The following is a 19,571-nucleotide window of genomic DNA, read 5'->3' as shown; positions in this document are numbered from 1 at the left end:
GAATATCGACTTATCAACAAATTACGACATAGCAGAGAGGGCTGTATACCCCGCACCTATACAAAAAGTAGGTAAGTGGGGCAAAGATACTGACAAATCCAGCAAAGAACCCGCTTCACCAGCCAGAATCATTTCCACAGAAAATACCCCCCAAACGAATCAACAGATTAAAAAAAGTAATATAGAGTTTTTCATATTAAAAGGGCAATCTTTGGCTTTTTCTTATAATGCGAGTACAATGTAAAATAGCAAGAAAAGACGAAAAGTATTTACAGGATTATTGCGTACGTGTAGCGTAAATGGCAGTAAGGAACTGAGAGGAGGTTTTTTCTCTGAATATAAATAAAGAAACGATCATCCACCTTTATCATACAAACGATATACATAGTCATTTTGAAAATTGGCCGCAAATTTCTCGGTTTGTACTAGGGGAGAAAAAGCGAAGACAGGAAGCGGGAGAGACTGTTTTAACTGTGGATATTGGCGATCATGTGGATCGTTTTCATAGTATTTCGGAAGCGACAAATGGACTTGGGAATACGAAGCTTTTAAATGAGGCGTTATATGATTATGTAACGATCGGAAATAATGAAGGAATTACGTTAGCGAAAGAGCATTTGAATCGTCTATATGATGATGCTGGGTTTGAGGTGCTCGTAGCGAATTTATTTGAAAAAGAAGGTGTACGTCCGGCGTGGGCGCAGCCTTATAAATTACATACAACGACAGATGGGATTACGATTGCCTTTATTGGATTAACGGTAGCTTATCCAGAGTTTTATCATATGTTAGACTGGCATATTGAAGATCCAATCATCCATTTAGAGTCTATTTTAGAAGAAGTTAAGGATACAGCTCACATTACGGTTGTGCTTTCTCATCTTGGAAAAAGTATGGATGAGTATATGGCGGAGCATTATGATATAGATGTTATTTTAGGGGCACATACGCATCATTTATTTGAGCGCGGTGTTCTTGTAAACGATACTTTGCTTTGCTGTTGTGAAAAGTGGGGACATTACGTCGGTCACGTTCAGCTTACTGTGGATAAAGAGACGAAGAGACTGTTGAAAAAAGACGGTAGAGCGATTAAGACAGAACGGTTAGGTGCTTATAGCGAGCCGTTATCCACAATTGAAATGCTAAAGGAAGAAAGTAAACATATAATGGCTGAGCCTGTCGTTCATTTAAAAGAATCATTACCGGTTGATTGGTTTAAGGAGACGACGTTTTCTCATATGTTGGCAAGTGCACTTAAAGAGTGGTGTAATGCGGATGTTGGGATGGTGAACGCTGGTGTACTTCTTGATGGATTAAATGAAGGTGTTGTGACGCGCGGAGACATTCATCGAATTTGTCCACATCCAATTAATCCATGTCTATTAAAAGTACCAGGGAAAACGTTAAGAGAAGTTATTTTGAAAGCGCGCCGCCCGAATATGGAGAATCTTGAGGTGAAAGGATTCGGATTTCGTGGAAAAGTAATGGGGAAAATGATTTACGATGGTTTGGAAGTGATTCCAGATACGATTCCAGGGAATAAAATTTTACTAGAAGATGTATTGATTAACGGCGAATCGCTGGAATTAGACCGTATATATACGGTAGGAACGATTGATATGTTTACATTCGGATACTTATACCCAGAGCTATCCACACTTTCTGACAAACAATATTATATGCCGGAATTGCTTAGAGATGTGTTAACAGACATGTTGATAACTTATACATCTTCAGTCAAACTATAGGCTAGTTAACTTGTAACACTCATTTTTCTCTTGTCATAAAGATAAGAAAGAGAGGAGTGTGAACTATGGTTAATATAGAGCCAATTATAATTGATAACTATACGTTCATTGCTGTTAGCGTAAAACTTCCGAAGACAAATTTGCTAGCTGTAATGAGCGATAAAGGATATATTATGTGCGGTGCTTTAGATGTAGGTCTTCTAAATGAGAAGTTAGGTGATCGAGGAATTATTGCTGGCCGTGCGGTTGGTGTAAGAACGATTGAACAACTTCTTGAAGCACCGCTGGAATCAGTAACGATTGAAGCCGAAGCTTTAGGTATTCCGGTAGGCACAATCGGAAAAGATGCACTATTAAAAATGAGATAAGCATATATCGTCCCTCTTTCTTGCATAGAAATAATATAAGAAGGAGGGTTTTCTTATGAGCATATTTCGTTCGAAAAATTCGCGGTTTCGAAGGGGACCGATTTCCTTTCGGTATATACTGCTTATTTCGTTTATCATTTTTATCGTAATGGTAGTTCAAGGTTTATGGATTGTAAATAAAAGTATTCAGCCAACGTTAATTAAGTATGGGGAAACAGAGACGCATAAAATGGCAACAGCAGTTATGACGAAAGCGGTAAAAGACCGAATTAATGAAGGGTTTGATGTAGATTCATTAATGAAAGTACAAACGGATAGGAACGGGAAAGTATCTACAATTGATTTAAATACAAAACAAGTAAATGAAATATTAACATCGACTACTGCATACATAGAGAAATATTTACAACAAGTAGAAAAAGGGGATACGAAAGCACTTGGTATTTTTGAAGAGAATGGGGTATCTATGTCAGTTCCTTTTGGACGCATAACCGATAATGCGCTTCTTGGTAATATAGGGCCGGATATTCCGATTAATTTTACGCCAATTGGTCATGTGAATACGGATATTAAACAGTTAGTTGAGCCACAAGGAATTAATAATACAGCGATCAAAATTATTATGGAAGTGGAAGTGACGTTACAAGTTATGATTCCGTTACGCACGAAAGAAATTAAGGTGAAGCAAAACATTCCGATTGCGACGCGCATCGTTCAAGGTGAAGTGCCTACCTATTACGGAAGTGGCGGAGTTGTTGTACCAGATAAAAAGAAAACGGATAGTTAGTGAATATAAAGTGAGACTTTAATCAGTGGGGGGCTTCGTCCCCCACTGATTATTAGCCTTCACCAATCGGGCTTTTACGGGCAGTAAGGCCCCCACCGAACTTCTTTGCTTTCGCTGAATTTTGAGGTAGGGGTCTTACTGCCCGGCAAATAGCGGGATAAAAAAATAACCGTAGCAATTCGCTACGGTTATCGTTTTGTATTTGCTCGTTCTTTTCGTTCCCAAAGGCTTAAATGCATGTATGGATCGAAAGCCCATTCTGTATAGCCATTGTCTTTATACATGCCGAAATGTAAGTGAGGCGGGAACTTTCCAGCTGTGCCAGGAGGACCATAACCAGTACTACCGACAAATCCGATTACTTTTCCTGGTTCGACAATTTGTCCGAGCTGTATTTCCTTAGAGAACCCGCCTAAATGAGCGTAATAGTGGTAATTATTATGAAGGTCACGAATACCAATGCGCCATCCTCCAAGACGATTCCATCCTTTTGTTTCAATGACGCCATAGCAAGTTGATCGTACTGGTACGCCATATCCAGCAAAAATATCGGTTCCTTCATGAATCCTCCTGCCGCCAAAACTTCTACCAGCACCAAAAGTACTACGATAGCTATGGTCACTGCGAATAGGGAGAGGGAAAGCATTTCCTTCTAAATTAATGCGTCCATAATGTTTATAAATTCGGGCGTATTCTGTAATTAATTCAACTGTTTTTGCACGTCTATAATATTCCCAAAGCATAATGTTAATACGGTCTTCTGATGTTCCTTGTTTCTTTAAAATAGTTGCTGCTGTATGCAGAAGATCACGATTGTTATTTGCGTTTGCAAATCCATCTTTGTCACCATCTAAACCCATTCCGCCAAATAGAGAAATCGTATGGGGGAGAGTATCATTACTATTAACAGGTCCAGCCCATATTTCAGGTTTGAAATAAAGGGAAATGATGGCATCTGGTTTTTTCGGAATATCCTTTCTTACGCTCCGTATGTTTCTTTCGTATTGATCCATTGCAGCTAAGTAATACCACGGAATACTTGAAGATTGCTCAGTTTCTTTATATAGTGCCATACGCTTTTCATATATGCTTTGCTGATTATCTTCACCGTAAGCGATGTTTTGGTGGAGAAGAAAGCAAATCGAAAGCAAAAGAGAAATTTTTCGAAGCATGAAATAGACTCCTTTCACAACATCACTCTTTTTAGTGTGGGATATACGGAGTATTTCATTATAGGGAACGATTGGAAAAAATCTTAGAATCTTCATTTGAGCAAATCGCTTTCATACGTTAGAATAGATATGTTACATTGAAAGAAGCGAACACGGTAAACTATTTCATATTGTGCGGAGTTGATAACCATGACAAAACAAACAGAGTATAAGCGCAAGCCCGAATGGTTGAAAATTAAGTTAAACACGAATGAAAACTATACAGGCTTAAAGAAAATGATGCGTTCTAAGAATCTTCATACCGTTTGTGAAGAAGCGAAATGTCCGAATATTCATGAATGCTGGGCTGTAAGGAAAACAGCAACATTTATGATCTTAGGTGCGGTTTGTACACGTGCTTGTCGTTTTTGTGCGGTTAAAACAGGCTTACCAACTGAGCTTGATTTACAAGAGCCAGAACGCGTAGCAGATTCTGTAGTACAAATGGGCTTAAAGCACGTTGTTATAACAGCGGTTGCACGTGATGATTTAAAAGACGGCGGAGCAGCTGTTTTTGCTGAAACAGTACGTGCTGTACGTCGTAAAAACCCATTCACATCTATCGAAGTATTACCATCTGATATGGCTGGGGTAGAAGAAAACTTAAAAATGTTAATGGATGCAAAACCAGATATTTTGAACCATAACATTGAAACAGTACGTCGATTATCTAACCGAGTTCGCGCTAGAGCAAAGTATGACCGTTCATTAGAGTTTTTACGTCGAGCAAAAGAAATGCAGCCTGATATTCCAACTAAATCGAGCATTATGGTGGGCTTAGGTGAAACAAGAGAAGATTTAATTGAAGCAATGGATGACTTACGTGCAAACAATGTGGATATTTTAACTCTTGGACAATACCTACAACCATCTAAGAAGCATTTACCAGTTCTTAAATATTACCCACCAGCAGAATTTGCAGAGCTTAAAGAAATTGCACTTAGCAAAGGATTTAGCCACTGTGAAGCTGGTCCACTTGTACGTTCTTCTTATCATGCGGACGAGCAAGTTCGTTCTGCGAAAGAAAAAGTAGCAGAAGCGAAATAATGAAAAAAGAGAGCTAATGATTAGCTCTCCTTTTTTTTATACTCTAAAACTGTATTTTGACACGTTGATAAAATTCTTTTTAATTCTTCTGTGGATAATTCAATTGTAAATTCGGGTACACCAGGTGTGATTAAAACTTTCTTGTAAGTATAAATCGAACTGTCCACAATAATCGTTACATCTTGTGAATAACCGAAAGGAGCTACACATCCTGGCATGCAACCAGTCTCTTCTCTTAGCTCATCAGGAGAACAGAGAGATAAGCTTTCTCCTGTTATTTCTTTCATCTCTCCTCGGTTGAGGCGAGTTCCCTCTAACGTAAAGAATACGTAATACGCCCCGGCTTTTGATTTTAAAAATAGGCTTTTACTTGGAGTGCCTTGTAAGCCGAGCCTTTCACGAACGATGCGATCAGTCTCATAGTCAAGTACTGGTTCGTGTTCAAACTTTTCATAAGAAGCATTTGTTTTATGTAGTAAAGAAAGTACGTCTTCGTACATATTGAATGATACCCCTCTCTATTGTTAATACAGTCTCTTCTCGCGGCGTCAACTGAGTGTTTTGGAAAGGGATACTACTTGGACGATGCTTCCCATAATCGTTTTACGATGCTTCGTTCATCGATTGTAATTTCGTAAACATCAGGATTCGTTAAAGTTCTCCATTCATTAAAGCCGATAGTATGATCAAAGTGCTTTAAAATGAGCGTAAGTAAGTTACCATGTGTAACAAGTAGTGTCGTAGTATGGTTTAATTTTAAAACGTCTTGGATAAGCGATATAGCACGGTCCGTTGCTTGTTTTGTTGACTCTCCGCCTGAAAAGGCAATATCTATGTTTGTAAAAGTGGATTCTAGTTTTTGCATCCAATCATCCATTGGAACGTTACTTAATATGCGTTCAGCTAATCGTTCATCTTCTTGGATAGATAAGTTAGCTTGGAGCGCATAGGGCCGAATGGAATCGATAGCACGGACAAATGGGCTCGAAATAATATGATCTATTTGTAGATGATTCTCTAAGAGGAATGTAGCAAGGGTGTTAGCTTGATCTTTTCCGGCAGTCGTTAATTCGGCATCACGTTTTTGTCCAGTTGCGGAACAATGTCGTATTACAATAATTTTCTTCATAATTCATCCCCATCTTTCAAGTTGACGATATATACTTCGACAAATGTGGAAAAAATTCCTTTTTCTTGGAAGCGGAATAGTGATCTAAGTATGTGGAAAAGTAATGTGGATAATAGAAAATCGAGGTGCAATTATGAAAAAAATGATATGTATTGTATTCAGTATTTGTTTCTTCATACAATTGTCCACAACATATGCACAATCAAATCAAAACTTAGAATACCCGAGCAATCAAAACAAATCGTTTGTGAATGAAGATCTATTTTATGAACAGTTAGATAAGAAGGTCTATAAGGAATACAAAAATGCGGCGTATAATGTTCGAAAGAAAATTTTATGGAAAGAAGTACAAGATGCAGAATTTAACTTCCGACAAAAAACTGCTGTCGGCTGTCGCAGTAGAGTGGTGATTCAAGATTCGTTTGTTCATCCAGATCGCCAAGTTTATTTTTTTGGTTCCTTTTCCCAAGATGAAGTAGATGAGTTTCATAAGTACATCGTTATAGATGCAGAAACAAAGAGGGAGCTGCGAGGGGGGAAAAGTTATCATCACTACGACAATCTATATAAAAAATAACCCACCGATTGGTGGGTTATTTTTTACTCTGGCATACTCACTAATTTCTCTTTCATTTTACGAATAAGAATGAAACCACCAATCGCGAAGAGAAGAGTAATTCCTTCTGCTACAAAGATGTTAATCATTTTTGTTTGGTAAAGTGCTGCGAAAAAGTCTACAAGTGCGTGGAATAGTATAGCGTATGCGAGGAAAATGTATTTCTTTTGTTTTACCGCGTATACGACAAGCATTGTGAAGGCAATTTGCAGCACTAATGCCATAATTCTTTCTAGGCTACCAAGTAAGTATAAATAGGCAGGTTGCTCTATTAACAAGTCCTTGATATGGCTCAACTGTGGGTATTGTTCAACCATTTGAGCGAAGCTACCATTGTTAATAGATGTTGCAAAGGTAAGAGTTTGAAGCCCAGCGAATCCGCCGACTAAAATCGATTCAATACCGCCGTGCCCAATTCCGTACGCAAGACCGTCTTTATAATCTCGATATTTTTTCAGTAAGTAGTAAAAGGCAACGAAACGACCTAGTTCTTCAAAAATACCAGCAGTTAGTCCGCCGAAAATCGAAAAGATAAATGGGTTCTTTAAAAACTCAGCTGTTGTGGGATTACCACGCATGAATAATTGGAATGGTGTTTCGAGAATTTGGGTAAACCCGATAAAGATAAGGATACCAACACCAACTATTTTCCAATTAATATTATATTTCTTACGGAAATAAACGAGTACAATAATTGGGACCAGAACCGAAACAACGAGTTGAATTATGATACTGGCAATTACAGTATTTGAAACCATACTTTCACCGCTTTCTAATGTATGTACATATATATTATGCATGAAATGTAGGGGAATGTGGAGAGATGAATCTTTCAAAAACAAAATGAAATTTTTATTGACTCTAACGTTGCGTCATACTTTATCGTATGTATTAAGGGGGAGATACGCATGACAATGAGGATAAAAGAAGTAGCTAATTTAGTTGGAATTAGTGTGCGCACACTGCATCATTACGATGAAATTGGATTGTTAACCCCAGATGAGACGACAGAGTCTGGATATCGTCTGTATTCCAATGAAAATTTAGAAACACTACAGCAAATTTTATTTTTTAAAGAGCTTGGCTTCCCTTTAAAGAAGATTAAGGAGATTATCATGAGTCCTTCATTCGACCGTGAAGAGGCATTACAGCTTCATAAGAAAATGCTTCTTGAAAAGCGAGCTAGGTTGGATAAAGTGATAGCGACGATTAATAAAACAATTCAGCATACAAAAGGAGAGATTGAGATGACGAATAAAGAGAAATTTGAAGGATTTGATTTTAGTCATAACCCGTACGAAGAAGAAGCACGTGAAAAATGGGGAGATGAGGCTGTAGATAAAGCGAATAAAACAGCGAAGGGTATGTCTACAGAGAAACAGGAGGAGTTTAATAATATTTACAGAAATCTAGCAACACTTCGAAATGGAGCACCGGATTCTAAAGAGGCACAAGAAGCAATCGGGGTATGGTACGATTACTTGCAAAACTTCGGTGAATATTCATTAGCGGCATTTAAGGGACTCGGTCAAATGTATGTTGCTGATGAGCGCTTTACGAAAAATATTGATAAGTTTGGTGAAGGTTTAGCGCAGTTTATGTGTGATGCGATGGAGGTTTATGCGGATCGTAAGAAATAGTAAAAAGGTGGAGGTTTTCTCCACCTTTTTATTTTTTTATCATATCATTTAAAGTTTGATCCCCCGTATTATTCAAATGAGGGTTTTTGCTCATTTCACGTTTTAACATATCAAGACTTTGTTCATATTCTTTATCGTTTAAGCTACCAGATTGAAGACCTTGAATTTGAGAAATCAACTTTTGGTTTGTTGATACATATGCTTTATAATAGCGAGGGACGATGGACAAAGCTGTTTTATATACTTGATCTGTTACGAGTTTCGGATCCGTTGTGTTTGCACGGTATACAACGAACACTTCGTCGTCGGTAACGAGTGTAGCGGCATTGGTGACGTCAGGAAGTTTGACTGTCATGCTCGTAATCATTTCGGCGACTTTCTCACGGTTAATAGCGCCTACTTGTTTGTTAGATACTTCATGTTTCTGTTTAGAAGAATAACCGACTCTAGTTAACCTTGTATTTGTGTTTTCTGTATGATACATGTCGTTTTTGTTGGAAACAAGAACACGACTTCCTTCTTCACGCTCCATTTCGGCTTTATTAGTTGATTGGCAGCCTGCAAATAAGGAAAGAGTGAGAAGGGAAAGTAAAATTTGTTTTTTCACGATGTATCACCTCCTTCTCCATAGCATGTACTAATTTGCAATTTTTTGTATTTGAAATTGTTGGTTGTTATGCTTTGTGATACGATAAAAAGAAGAATGCTTAGAGAGGAAGTTCATAATGGAGCAAAAGCAAGAGATTCATACTACGGTGAGCGTTAATAATGTTCAGTACGAAGTAATTAAAAACTTTCGTGACGGTTTTAGTGAAGAAGCATTTAAAGAGCGCTATGCGGAAATTTTAAATAAATATGATTATATCGTTGGAGACTGGGGTTATGAGCAACTTAGATTGCGTGGATTTTTTGATGATAGTAATCAACGTTCGACATATGATACGAAAATTAGTACTTTATCAGAGTATTTATACGAGTACTGTAACTTCGGTTGTGCACACTTCGTATTACGAAAAGTGAAGAAATAAAAAAACCTCTTACGATTGTAAGAGGTTTTTTTCATAGCAATTATACCAATTATGAGGAGGCTGTTTACTTTTGAAATAAACAGCACCTCGGCAAATATAATTGTTTTTTTCGTATAGGCTTAATGAAACAGGATTACCTGTAAAACAATCTAGGCGTATTCCTTTGCAACCTTCCTGCCTTGCTTCACTTTCCCAAAAGGATAAAAGTACTTTACTATATCCTTTTCCTTGCGCGAGCGGATGGATGACAAAAGAGTGGACGATAAGAAAGCGTCCGTCTGTTTCTGACCAATCAATTAGTTTGTATTCTGGAGACTGTGCTTCGTTTAAGACGACGGCGCCGACAAGTACTTGGTCTTGGAATAGACAATACAATTCGGCCTGTTCTAGATGATAGGAAATGTGTTCTCGCGTCGGATAAGAATCATCCCATTGGTAAATTTGATTCTGTAAGAGTGCTTCTTTACATTCTGCATACATCACATCTAATTCGTCCAATAAATCAATTGTGCCTTTTCTTACCTTTAACATGAGAGTCCTCCTTACAAACAAATTGAAATATAATCACCTTCAGAAAGCGTTTTGTTTGGCTTCATTTGTTGTCCATTTAGTTGGATATCCCCATTTTTAATTTTATCCACAATGAGTGTACGGCTCCAATCAGAAATATATGTGGATAATGCTTTATCAATTCGGTGGGAACCAAAAACGATGTCTAATACGATCGTGATTTCAGCTATGCCACTTTCTTTATGTTGTGTAATGGAAATGGTAGTACTTGTTTCAGTTTGTTCTTGCTGAGTCATATCGACAGTTTCGACGTGATCAGTAAATGATTTATAAATGTGAAGCTTTTGGTTCCACGTATGATCTTTCGGACATTTATAAATTGCAAATCGGTATATGTTTTTTCCATTTGCGTTATGCCTGCGAATATTCGTATCAGTAAAAAGGGTAGTGCGCCTACAATTTTTACAATATTTTTCGATTGTGGATAACTCATTTTCATATAAACTCCAAGAAAGTTGTACTTTCTGCATTTTCCTTCACCTCTTATATTAGTGGTAAAGGAACGGAATACAGCTATTTGGATGTCTTGTAGTATGAAGACATGAGAAGTAGACAAAAATAAAAGGAGCTTCCCTTAGGAACCTCCGTAAACATCATACTACAGATGTATCACGTTCCTTTGTAATGGGAATGGGCAGACTACTCCCTTGAAAAAGCACGGTGCTTTTTTGAGAGTAATGCTATCCAATTGCTGATCCACTACAAAGTAAATGTTGGCATACGTAGATAACGTCCTTTCTATCCAAATAGATTTATTCTTAATAATAACATAAAAGATTGAAAATTCAAAATCATTACAATGAAAAACACCAGCTAAAATAGCTGGTGCACCAGATAAATTATATAAGTTCAAATAAAAATGAGCGTAATTCTTCTGCATTTTCTTCAGACATCGAAAATGCATGCTCTAAGTAGCCTGGTTCGTTTAAATCGTCAGGACCGATGATAGCAAATTTGTTACTCTGCATATCAAGGACTATCGTTTTACCGTAATGACGATCGGAGTATAGAAGCGCTAAATCATGACGCTCATTTTCTCCCATAAAGCTAACGAAACGAGTTTTTGTAGCGACAGTATCGTCGTACAGAAAGAAACGTTCTTCCATACACATGGCTCCTTTATTAAATATCTAAGTTTAAGTGTGGTTTATGGTCTAAATGGTGGTGTGTTTTAATAAATCGTACCGTTCTTGTTTTGTAACGCATAACGATAGAATATGTTTCAGCTAAATCTCCGCCAAGGAATTTCACGCCGTCTAATAACTCACCAGCAGATACACCTGTTGCTGAGAAGATTGCGTCATCACCAGATACTAAGTCATCTAACATAAGAAGTTGACGAGGATCTTCTAATCCCATTTCACGACAACGAGCTTCTTCTTCTTCGTTCATTGGAACTAAGCGAGCTTGCATTTCACCTTCAAGACATTTTAATGCTGCTGCAGAAATAACGCCTTCTGGAGCTCCACCAACACCTACGAATAAGTCGATACCTGTCCCAGGTAAAGCTGTAGCGATTGATGCACCAACATCTCCATCACCAAATAGTTTTACGCGTGCACCTTTTGCACGAACACGGTCAATAATCTCTTGATGACGTTCACGTTCTTGGATGATAACCGTTAGGTCACGAATTTTTTTATTATTTGCTTCTGCTACAATTTCAATTGTTTTTTCAATTGGATCATCTAAGCTAATTTTACCAGCTGCTTTTGGACCAACCGCAATTTTTTCCATGTACATATCCGGAGCATGAAGAAGGTTTCCTTTATCTGCAATTGCGATAACTGCCATTGCATTTGCAAGGCCTTTCGCAACGATGTTTGTACCTTCTAATGGGTCAACAGCGATATCTACTTCTGGACCGTTACCTGTTCCTAGTTCTTCACCAATATACAACATCGGTGCTTCATCAAGTTCTCCTTCACCAATTACAACTGTACCTGCCATGTTTACTGAATCGAACATATCACGCATAGCTGTAGTTGCTGCATCATCTGCTTCATTTTTCTTTCCGCGGCCCATCCACTGTGCGGATGCTAAGGCTGCTGCTTCTGTTACACGGACAATTTCTAGTGCGAGTTCACGTTCCAAGGTTGCATTCCTCCAATTTCAAAAATCATACAAATATAACTATAACAAATAACGAGGAAAAGGTGAATTCGAAAAATTGTCGATTTTTTCAGAAGAAAGCGTTACAATTAAAATGTAAATGCTTTAATTTCCAGGTAGGTGACATTCATGTACTTCGTAGACAGAAAGAAAATAGAACAAATGCTAGTATGTTTAGAACGAGCAACAAATACATTTCAAGAGAAAAAGACATATGAAACCGAGTTTGAATTTTACGCATTAGAGCGCATGTCGCATCTTATTATCGATTGTATATTAGATGTAGGAAATGCGATGATTGATGGATTTATTATGCGCGATCCAGGAAGTTACGAAGATATTATTGATATTTTAATGGACGAGAGAGTTATAAGTGGAGAAGAGGGAGCGCGTATTAAAGAAATTATTCTTCTTCGAAAAATGCTTACGCAAGATTATATTCAAATGAATCATGATGAATTATATAAGACGATTCAAAAACATATCGCCGTGGTAGAGAAATACCCAGCGAATATTCACAGTTATTTAGAAAAGGAATTAGGGCCTGTATCTGCATTTGTACCAGAATAATTGTGCTTATAAGATCCCCGGGAATTCCTTTGGGGATCTTATATTATATGCGAGAAAGAAAAGGGAAAAGGGAGAAGGGTGAAGCATGGGGGAAGCACGCACTACGAAAGACGAGATTGTCCAATTGTTGAAAGTAAAGGGAGAGCATACGGTAGCAGAATTAGCTGACGTTTTAGAAATTACAGAAATGGCGATCCGCAGACATTTAAGTAATCTTGAGAAAGATGGATTCATTTATTCTAAGATGGTAAGGCAACATGTCGGAAGACCAACTTATTTGTATGGATTAAGCGAAAAGGGAGAAGATACATTCCCGAAAGAATATAAGCAGTTTGCTATTGAAATACTAGATGATTTAGCTCGAATGGGCGATGAAAAAATACTTCGTTACGTTTTACAAGAGAGAACGAAACGAATGGAAGAGCAGTTGCAAAAGAAGATAAGCAATCAAAGTAATTTAGCGTATAAAGTACAGGAAATAGCTGCTATGCAAGAGAAAAATGGTTATATGGTTCAAATAAAGAGAGATGGAGAAAATTCTTTCGTAATTGAAAAACAAAACTGTCCGTTAAAGGAAATTGCAGAGAGATTTCCGCAAGTGTGTGAAGATGAAAAAGATATGTACAAGCGGTTATTTACAGGTGCAAATGTGAAGACGTTAACGAACATGTGCGTGGGCGATTGTAATTGTTCGTACCAAATAAAAGAGAAAAAATGAACGTTATGGGACGCTTTAGGGTAAAGCGTTTTTTTCTTTTGAAAAAGGGGTTAATATAAGAGTGGTATGATAGATGAGAACGTTAGCATAGAAGGAGAGACAAACAGATGTATAAAGGCTATTTAATTGACTTAGACGGTACAATGTATCGCGGTGAAGAGCAAATTGAAGAAGCAAGCGACTTCGTAAAAGCATTAGGGGAGCGCGGTATTCCATATTTATTCGTTACAAATAACTCAACTCGTAAACCAGAACAAGTGGCAGAAAAACTTGTTCGTTTCGATATTCCAGCGAAAGCGGAGCAAGTATTCACAACGAGTATGGCTACAGCGAACTTCATTTATGAACGAAAACAAGATGCAACTGTATATATGATTGGTGAAGAGGGCTTACACGCTGCTCTTGTGGAAAAAGGGTTTGAACTTGTGGATGAAAATCCTGATTTCGTCGTTGTTGGTTTAGATCGCGATATCACATATGAAGAGTTAGCAAAAGCATGTCTTGCTGTGCGTAACGGTGCAACGTTTATTTCCACAAATGGGGATATTGCAATTCCGACTGAGCGAGGGTTATTACCAGGTAACGGTTCATTAACATCAGTTGTTGCAGTATCAACAGGTGTAGATCCAATCTTTATCGGAAAACCAGAATCCATCATTATGGAACAAGCGTTAAAAGTGCTTGGCATAGGAAAAGAAGAAGCTTTAATGGTTGGGGATAACTACGATACAGATATTTTAGCGGGGATAAATGCTAGTATGCATACCCTTCTTGTCCACACTGGAGTAACAACTGTGGAGAAGTTAACAGAATACGAAGTACAACCGACGCAAGTTGTGCATAACTTGACGGAGTGGATTGAGAAGATGTAATGAAATGCAGGTAACCCGAAGAGGTTGCCTGTTTTTTTATGCACAATTGCATATGTACTACAGTTATATAAAATGTAGAATTTATATGTATTGATATAAAAGGGGAGGGAATAAGAGTGTACTGGATGTCATGCATTATGTTTGTTTTTACATTATGTGTTTTGTTCTTTGTTCTATGGAAGATATATAAAATAAATGCAATGAAAAAAAGCGCGGGAAAACTTATTGCAACATATCCTCGGGTGAAACGACGTTGGATTGCATCACTTGGACCGGCGTATTTCATCGGACAATGTATGTATACATATGCTCAGTACGTAAGTGGTGATATTGGTACAATTGAACAGTTTCTCGTTCAGTCAGGTAGTTATGCTGTAGTAAGTTGTTTTATGACTTTAATAGCTATCCATCTGATTAAAAGTGTACAAATATATGAAAAAGGTGTAATAGACGGATTGAACTTTTATTCATACGAAGAATTAAAAGGCTATAAAACATCAACATGGGAAAATCCAAAAGAAAATATATTTTTATATCGCGGGCGAGAAAAAATGAATGATAATGTAAATTTACTTATTAGACAGGAAGATATGAATGAATTAGAAAGTATACTTCAAAGATATATTCCGAAATTGATGATGAAATAAAAAACTCCGGTTGTTATAACCGGAGTTTTTTATTAAAATGCACGATTCACAACGTCTTTAACTTCTTCAAGATATTGTTTACGCACACTGTCATCCACAGAAGGAACACTCGTATAGAATGTATGCTCAAGTGTTTCAATGCCTGTAAATTCAAAAATACCAACATCCGCTGTTTTCTTCATTGCGTCAAACATACCGCCTGCTGTGTATGCTTCTTTTGTATTTCCCATTGTAGATAATAATAATCCTTTTTTACCGCTTAATAACTTTTCAATGCCATTTTCACCGTAAGCATAAGCGAAGCCGTGGCTAAATACGCGGTCAACATATCCTTTTAAAATAGCAGGAAGTCCTGCCCACCAAACGGGGTAAATGAATGTAATGCTATCAGCCCAAGAGATATGCTCTTGCTCTTCTTTAATATCTTCTGGTGTATTTCCTTGAGAAAATGAGGTGAAATCGGAAGCACCTAATACTGGATTGAAATTTAATTCGTATAGATCACGAACGCGCACTTCATGCCCTTTTCCTTCTAATTCACTTTTTACAGTTTCTAAAATTGCATGGTTGAAGCTTTCTGTATTCGGGTGTGCATAAACGATTACATGTTTCATTGTTCTTCCTCCTATTTGTGGATATGTGAATAGTTTTTATATATTTGTGTAACTATTATGGTTACTTTCGTTGCGAGAATCAACTTTTCTGACATGAGAAATAAAATGAAACTTTAATCGGTGGGTGGGCCATCCCGCACTGATTATTTGCTCACACTAATCGGGCACTTACTACCGGTTAATATAAATATTAGTATGTGACAAAAAAATACAAAATAGTAGGGATTTTGCATTTCTGAATAGAATATATAGATTGGTAAATAGAGAGAAGGGGATATTGGGATGAATATTATTGAAATTGAAAGGTTAGAAAAATCATTTGATATTGGGGATAGTAAAGATCTTAAAAGATATTAATCTTCAAATTCAAAAAGGAGATTTTGTTTGTATTATGGGGGCAAGTGGATCGGGTAAAACGACCTTACTTCAGCTGTTAGGTGGATTAGATATTCCATCGGTAGGTAGTATTCGAGTTGATGGTACAGAGATTTCAACATTAAAAGAAAAAGAGCTCGCTTTATTTAGAAGGCATAAAATCGGTTTTATTTTTCAACAGTTTAATTTAATTCCAGTGTTTAATGCGGAGGAAAATGTAGGGTTGCCTTTACTATTAGATAATGTTTCGCAAAAGAAGGCAACGGTGACAGCAAATCGTTTATTAGAGCTCGTTGGATTGAAAGGAAAAGAAAAGCATTTACCAGCACAGTTATCAGGTGGGCAACAGCAAAGGGTTGCGATAGCAAGAGCTTTTGCAAATGAGCCAGCTATTATATTAGCTGATGAACCAACAGGAGTATTGGATTCAGAAAATAGCAAAAATATTATCGCGGCACTTCGCAATGCATGTGATGAATTAGGGCAAACAGCTGTCATTGTAACGCACGATCCATTCGTAGCGGCCCATGCTGATAAAGTTGTTTTCTTATTAGATGGTGAAGTGATTCATGAGCATGCTGAAAGTAAAGGATGGAAATTTCGAAATATCCCGCAACAAGTTACTCAAATTCAAGAGATTATGAATCATCACTTTAAAGTAGGAGGTAAAGGTGATGCGATGGGTAATTAAGTATGCGATAAAATCGATGAAACAAAATTGGTTGCGAAATATGTTGATTGCCCTCGGTGCAGCTTTAGGTGTTATGTTAGCGACGATGTTATTACTAGGTAATCAATCAGTAGAGCAAAGTGTGAAGGAACAAGTAGTAAGTCGGTATGGAGATTATAATTTACAATTTGGCTATATAAAAAATGATATGTATTTAAATAATGAAAGTTTAGAAGGAATAGATGGCTTAGAAAATGCTGAAAAAATATCAAAAGCACTTATACCGTATCCTTTTCCACATTATAAAGAACTATCGGGAAAGCCATCTTATTGGGGTGTTGAGCAAGATTCTCCAGAAATGCATTCTTATAAAATATTAGAAGGACGATATCCGAAAGAAGGTGCTGAAGTAGCACTGACAAAAGGGTATACAGATCGTGAAAATATACGGGTAGGAGATACGATTAAACTGCCATTCCCGCAGCATGGTGAAAAGGCTGTGAGAGTTGTTGGTATTTTAAATCCACCGTTAATGGCGTCAATGGGGCATAGTGCTTATTTTCCAATCCATTGGCTTCAAAAAGAATTAAATTTACTAAATCAATTCAATCTCGTTCAAGTGAAAGTACAAGATGTAAATGTGAAAAAAGCAATTGCTTTTGATGTACATAAAAAGATTGAAAATATAAAGGTGGACCAACGTACTTATGTAGATAAGGCATTTGAACGACTAAATGTAATGAAGCCATTAATTTTTAGTTTAGGTGGTATTGCTTTATTTGTTGTAGCCCTTTTAATAATGGGAAGTTTCTTCTTATCTGTCAGAAGTCGATTTAAGCAATGGGCATTATTACGTGCACTTGGTAGTAATCCAAATCAAATTATATTAGTCGTTTTATTAGAGGCTTTATGTATTGGGGCAATCGGATCGCTAGCAGGAGTTATTCTTGGAGCGGGTACGCAAACAATCGCCGCATCATTTATTAATAAATGGGTGAATATTGAGGGTGCAGGGAAAGAAGCATTCTCGATTTCAGGTGAAATTTTACTCATTACGTTTTTACTAGGGATTGTTATGTCAGTAATAGGGGCTATTATACCAGCTTTCATGGTTAGAAAGATTCCACCAGTTCAAGCACTTCGGCCAGGACTTCCTAGTAATGAGAAAAAAGAAAAAAGATGGAGTGCTTTTAGTTGTAGCATTTTAATCATTGGTACTGTTATTGGACTAGCGGGTAACGTATTAGAGCGGTATATCGGTTTTAATCCAAGTGCGATAGGAGCACTTTTATTTGCGGTCGGTTTGTTATTTGCGATTCCGTTATTTATTCGGATGATAGCACCAGTGATTGCAAAACCACTTCAAATGATATTACGAATTGAAACGACGATTAGCAGCCGGAATGTAATTCGTTATCGGAATAAGGCAGCTGTATCGGTTGCTATACTAGCATTTGGTTTTATGTTAGCACTTGTTGGCACGATGTATGTAAATTCTATGTATGAAGGTATGAAAAAAGGATTACAAAAACATTTACCAGCAGATTTAGTAATAAGAATTCCAGTAGAGTCACAAGGAATAGAAACATTACCATTTAGTTGGATGGAGAAGGTGAAAAAAATTGATGGTATAGAGGCGAGTGTAGGAAATGCTACTGACTTTACAGCGAAGCTTGTAAATTATGATTTTAAAAAAGCGGATCAAGAGTGGTATGAATATGCGAGGAAAAATAATTTTGAACCTGATTTGATGGAAGTTGTGGGGAATGATATTGTTGCATATCAAAAAGTAACCAAAGCGAAAGTGATTACAGGACGAGATTTAAATAAGCCATTACAAGATGGAGAGGGAGTCGTTACGAAGGAAACGGCTAAAAAATTAGGACTTCAGTTGCAGGATACGATTGAAGTACAAGGTAAGGGAAAAGAAAAGCAAACAATTAAAGTCGTTTCAATTATTGAGCAAGGAGTAAGGTTAAGAGGATTCGATATTTTGGTGAATGAACAATGGGCCCGTGATAAGTTTCACGTGCAAGGATATGAAGCGATTCAAATTATGACAAATTCTAATCAATCATTTGAATCGATTAAGAAGCAAGTAAAACAAATTACAAATAATAAAGAGAACGTAGAAGTTATTAATAGCCATGATTTATTAAAAGAACAGGAGCAGTTATTATCGCAAATGATGATGTTAATTCGCTTGTTAGTAGTAATTGTTTTCATTATTTCTGGTATAGGATTAATGAATGCGATTGTCTCAAGTTTACATGAAAGACGTGCTGAAATTAGTATGATTCGTGCGGTAGGAGCTATTCCGAAGCAAATGAGACGGATTGTTTTATTAGAGGGGACTTTACTGGGAGTGATAGCTGGTTGTATTGGCATTTTTGGCGGGATTTTATTTAGTTATATTGTGTTATCAAGTTTAGAATTAACGGTTATTATCATTCCGTATAATCAAGTTTTCATATTAGCTTTTGCGAGTGTGATACTTGGAGCAGGGGCAGCGATGATTGCTTCATTACAATTAAGAAAGTTTAAATTGAGTGATACTTTAAAGGAGTTATCAGCATAAAAGATTACTATATCCCGCTCATACAAAGTACAAAGAAGACGAATAAAATGATAACAATACCGATACCAAAGTTAAATACAAGGGTACTATCCATATATGTAACCTCCTTGTTTGAAAGTAAAAAGCACTCTGGCTGGAGTGCTTTTTATTATCCGAATCTGTCGCAACGTATAGAAAGGGAATAATGCGTTTAAGAGTTATATTAATTTATGCATTAATTTTGTAAATGAGCAGGTCCTGCTCAGGTATAGAAAAAAAGACACTCTTTCGA

At 37.1% G+C, this 19,571-nt stretch carries 22 protein-coding genes and 1 pseudogene; 13 read left to right on the top strand and 10 right to left on the bottom strand.

All coding sequences use genetic code 11. The features are described 5' to 3' along the window. Positions 1–332: 332 nt before the first annotated feature. From BWGOE10_RS24815 to yunB, 3 genes are all read left to right on the top strand, one after another. A complete protein-coding gene (locus BWGOE10_RS24815; RefSeq protein ID WP_321969984.1) occupies positions 333–1,748 on the top strand; it encodes a bifunctional UDP-sugar hydrolase/5'-nucleotidase in 1,416 nt (471 codons plus the stop codon). A gap of 65 nt (positions 1,749–1,813) precedes the next feature. After that, on the top strand, positions 1,814–2,116 hold the full coding sequence (locus tag BWGOE10_RS24810) for a YunC family protein (RefSeq protein WP_070145356.1): 303 nt from the start codon (positions 1,814–1,816) through the stop codon (positions 2,114–2,116). A gap of 55 nt (positions 2,117–2,171) precedes the next feature. Continuing rightward, on the top strand, positions 2,172–2,903 hold the full coding sequence (gene yunB, locus BWGOE10_RS24805) for a sporulation protein YunB (RefSeq protein ID WP_070145355.1): 732 nt from the start codon (positions 2,172–2,174) through the stop codon (positions 2,901–2,903). Positions 2,904–3,091: 188 nt separating this feature from the next. Here the strand turns inward: yunB and BWGOE10_RS24800 are convergent, their stop codons facing one another. Beyond that, positions 3,092–4,075, bottom strand: a complete 984-nt coding sequence (locus BWGOE10_RS24800; protein WP_070145354.1) for a M23 family metallopeptidase — start codon at positions 4,073–4,075, stop codon at positions 3,092–3,094. 189 nt (positions 4,076–4,264) lie between these two features. Between BWGOE10_RS24800 and lipA the strand changes: the two genes are divergently transcribed. After that, positions 4,265–5,161, top strand: coding sequence for a lipoyl synthase (gene lipA, locus BWGOE10_RS24795; RefSeq protein WP_002112653.1), 897 nt, complete (start codon positions 4,265–4,267; stop codon positions 5,159–5,161). A gap of 20 nt (positions 5,162–5,181) precedes the next feature. Here the strand turns inward: lipA and BWGOE10_RS24790 are convergent, their stop codons facing one another. Together BWGOE10_RS24790 and BWGOE10_RS24785 are read right to left on the bottom strand one after the other, a co-directional pair. Beyond that, positions 5,182–5,661, bottom strand: coding sequence for a YbaK/EbsC family protein (locus BWGOE10_RS24790; RefSeq protein WP_002145059.1), 480 nt, complete (start codon positions 5,659–5,661; stop codon positions 5,182–5,184). 74 nt (positions 5,662–5,735) lie between these two features. Continuing rightward, positions 5,736–6,290: a histidine phosphatase family protein gene (locus BWGOE10_RS24785; protein WP_070145353.1), complete on the bottom strand. Its 555-nt coding sequence runs from the start codon at positions 6,288–6,290 to the stop codon at positions 5,736–5,738. Positions 6,291–6,423: 133 nt separating this feature from the next. On the opposite strand from BWGOE10_RS24785, the gene BWGOE10_RS24780 reads away from it, so the two are divergent. Then, the gene (locus tag BWGOE10_RS24780) at positions 6,424–6,867 is read left to right on the top strand and encodes a hypothetical protein (protein ID WP_070145499.1); all 444 of its coding nucleotides are present in this window, start codon (positions 6,424–6,426) and stop codon (positions 6,865–6,867) included. 23 nt (positions 6,868–6,890) lie between these two features. Here BWGOE10_RS24780 and BWGOE10_RS24775 read toward each other — a convergent pair whose 3' ends face one another. After that, positions 6,891–7,706 (bottom strand): YhfC family intramembrane metalloprotease, encoded by an 816-nt coding sequence (locus tag BWGOE10_RS24775; RefSeq protein ID WP_070145352.1) that lies wholly within the window; start codon positions 7,704–7,706, stop codon positions 6,891–6,893. A gap of 108 nt (positions 7,707–7,814) precedes the next feature. Between BWGOE10_RS24775 and BWGOE10_RS24770 the strand changes: the two genes are divergently transcribed. Further along, positions 7,815–8,546 carry a MerR family transcriptional regulator gene (locus tag BWGOE10_RS24770; RefSeq protein ID WP_070145351.1) on the top strand — a complete coding sequence of 244 codons (732 nt, stop codon included), beginning with the start codon at positions 7,815–7,817 and terminating at the stop codon, positions 8,544–8,546. Positions 8,547–8,574: 28 nt separating this feature from the next. Here BWGOE10_RS24770 and BWGOE10_RS24765 read toward each other — a convergent pair whose 3' ends face one another. Next, positions 8,575–9,153, bottom strand: coding sequence for a YhcN/YlaJ family sporulation lipoprotein (locus BWGOE10_RS24765; RefSeq protein WP_070145350.1), 579 nt, complete (start codon positions 9,151–9,153; stop codon positions 8,575–8,577). A gap of 118 nt (positions 9,154–9,271) precedes the next feature. Here BWGOE10_RS24765 and BWGOE10_RS24760 point away from each other — a divergent pair, with 118 nt between their 5' ends. Then, positions 9,272–9,574 (top strand): YutD family protein, encoded by a 303-nt coding sequence (locus BWGOE10_RS24760; RefSeq protein ID WP_000435944.1) that lies wholly within the window; start codon positions 9,272–9,274, stop codon positions 9,572–9,574. Between the two features lie 9 nt (positions 9,575–9,583). Here BWGOE10_RS24760 and BWGOE10_RS24755 read toward each other — a convergent pair whose 3' ends face one another. The 4 genes from BWGOE10_RS24755 to glpX form a co-directional block, all read right to left on the bottom strand. Further along, positions 9,584–10,105, bottom strand: a complete 522-nt coding sequence (locus BWGOE10_RS24755) for a GNAT family N-acetyltransferase (RefSeq protein ID WP_070145349.1) — start codon at positions 10,103–10,105, stop codon at positions 9,584–9,586. Positions 10,106–10,116: 11 nt separating this feature from the next. Beyond that, positions 10,117–10,614, bottom strand: coding sequence for a cytoplasmic protein (locus BWGOE10_RS24750; RefSeq protein ID WP_070145348.1), 498 nt, complete (start codon positions 10,612–10,614; stop codon positions 10,117–10,119). A 369-nt stretch (positions 10,615–10,983) separates the two neighbouring features. Next, positions 10,984–11,250, bottom strand: coding sequence for a DUF3055 domain-containing protein (locus tag BWGOE10_RS24745; protein WP_002124268.1), 267 nt, complete (start codon positions 11,248–11,250; stop codon positions 10,984–10,986). Positions 11,251–11,266: 16 nt separating this feature from the next. Further along, positions 11,267–12,238: a class II fructose-bisphosphatase gene (gene glpX, locus BWGOE10_RS24740; RefSeq protein WP_070145347.1), complete on the bottom strand. Its 972-nt coding sequence runs from the start codon at positions 12,236–12,238 to the stop codon at positions 11,267–11,269. A 147-nt stretch (positions 12,239–12,385) separates the two neighbouring features. Between glpX and BWGOE10_RS24735 the strand changes: the two genes are divergently transcribed. The 4 genes from BWGOE10_RS24735 to BWGOE10_RS24720 all read left to right on the top strand — a co-directional run bounded on the left by BWGOE10_RS24735 (position 12,386) and on the right by BWGOE10_RS24720 (position 15,063). After that, positions 12,386–12,826: a DUF86 domain-containing protein gene (locus tag BWGOE10_RS24735; protein ID WP_070145346.1), complete on the top strand. Its 441-nt coding sequence runs from the start codon at positions 12,386–12,388 to the stop codon at positions 12,824–12,826. Positions 12,827–12,911: 85 nt separating this feature from the next. After that, the gene (locus BWGOE10_RS24730) at positions 12,912–13,544 is read left to right on the top strand and encodes a helix-turn-helix transcriptional regulator (protein ID WP_070145345.1); all 633 of its coding nucleotides are present in this window, start codon (positions 12,912–12,914) and stop codon (positions 13,542–13,544) included. 107 nt (positions 13,545–13,651) lie between these two features. Further along, positions 13,652–14,416, top strand: coding sequence for a TIGR01457 family HAD-type hydrolase (locus BWGOE10_RS24725; RefSeq protein ID WP_070145344.1), 765 nt, complete (start codon positions 13,652–13,654; stop codon positions 14,414–14,416). Positions 14,417–14,532: 116 nt separating this feature from the next. Beyond that, the gene (locus BWGOE10_RS24720) at positions 14,533–15,063 is read left to right on the top strand and encodes an iron ABC transporter substrate-binding protein (RefSeq protein WP_070145343.1); all 531 of its coding nucleotides are present in this window, start codon (positions 14,533–14,535) and stop codon (positions 15,061–15,063) included. A 32-nt stretch (positions 15,064–15,095) separates the two neighbouring features. Here BWGOE10_RS24720 and BWGOE10_RS24715 read toward each other — a convergent pair whose 3' ends face one another. Further along, a complete protein-coding gene (locus tag BWGOE10_RS24715) occupies positions 15,096–15,677 on the bottom strand; it encodes an NAD(P)H-dependent oxidoreductase (protein ID WP_016120993.1) in 582 nt (193 codons plus the stop codon). A gap of 282 nt (positions 15,678–15,959) precedes the next feature. Between BWGOE10_RS24715 and BWGOE10_RS24710 the strand changes: the two are divergent. Next, positions 15,960–16,743, top strand: a pseudogene (locus BWGOE10_RS24710) (ABC transporter ATP-binding protein). After that, positions 16,727–19,300 carry an FtsX-like permease family protein gene (locus BWGOE10_RS24705; protein WP_070145341.1) on the top strand — a complete coding sequence of 858 codons (2,574 nt, stop codon included), beginning with the start codon at positions 16,727–16,729 and terminating at the stop codon, positions 19,298–19,300. Before BWGOE10_RS24710 ends, BWGOE10_RS24705 begins: the two are co-directional and overlap by 17 nt. Positions 19,301–19,571: the final 271 nt, after the last annotated feature.

This window comes from Bacillus mycoides, assembly GCF_001757995.1.
In the GTDB taxonomy this organism is placed as follows: Bacteria; Bacillota; Bacilli; order Bacillales; family Bacillaceae_G; genus Bacillus_A; species Bacillus_A mycoides_B.
This window is presented reverse-complemented; position numbering and strand designations above follow the sequence as displayed.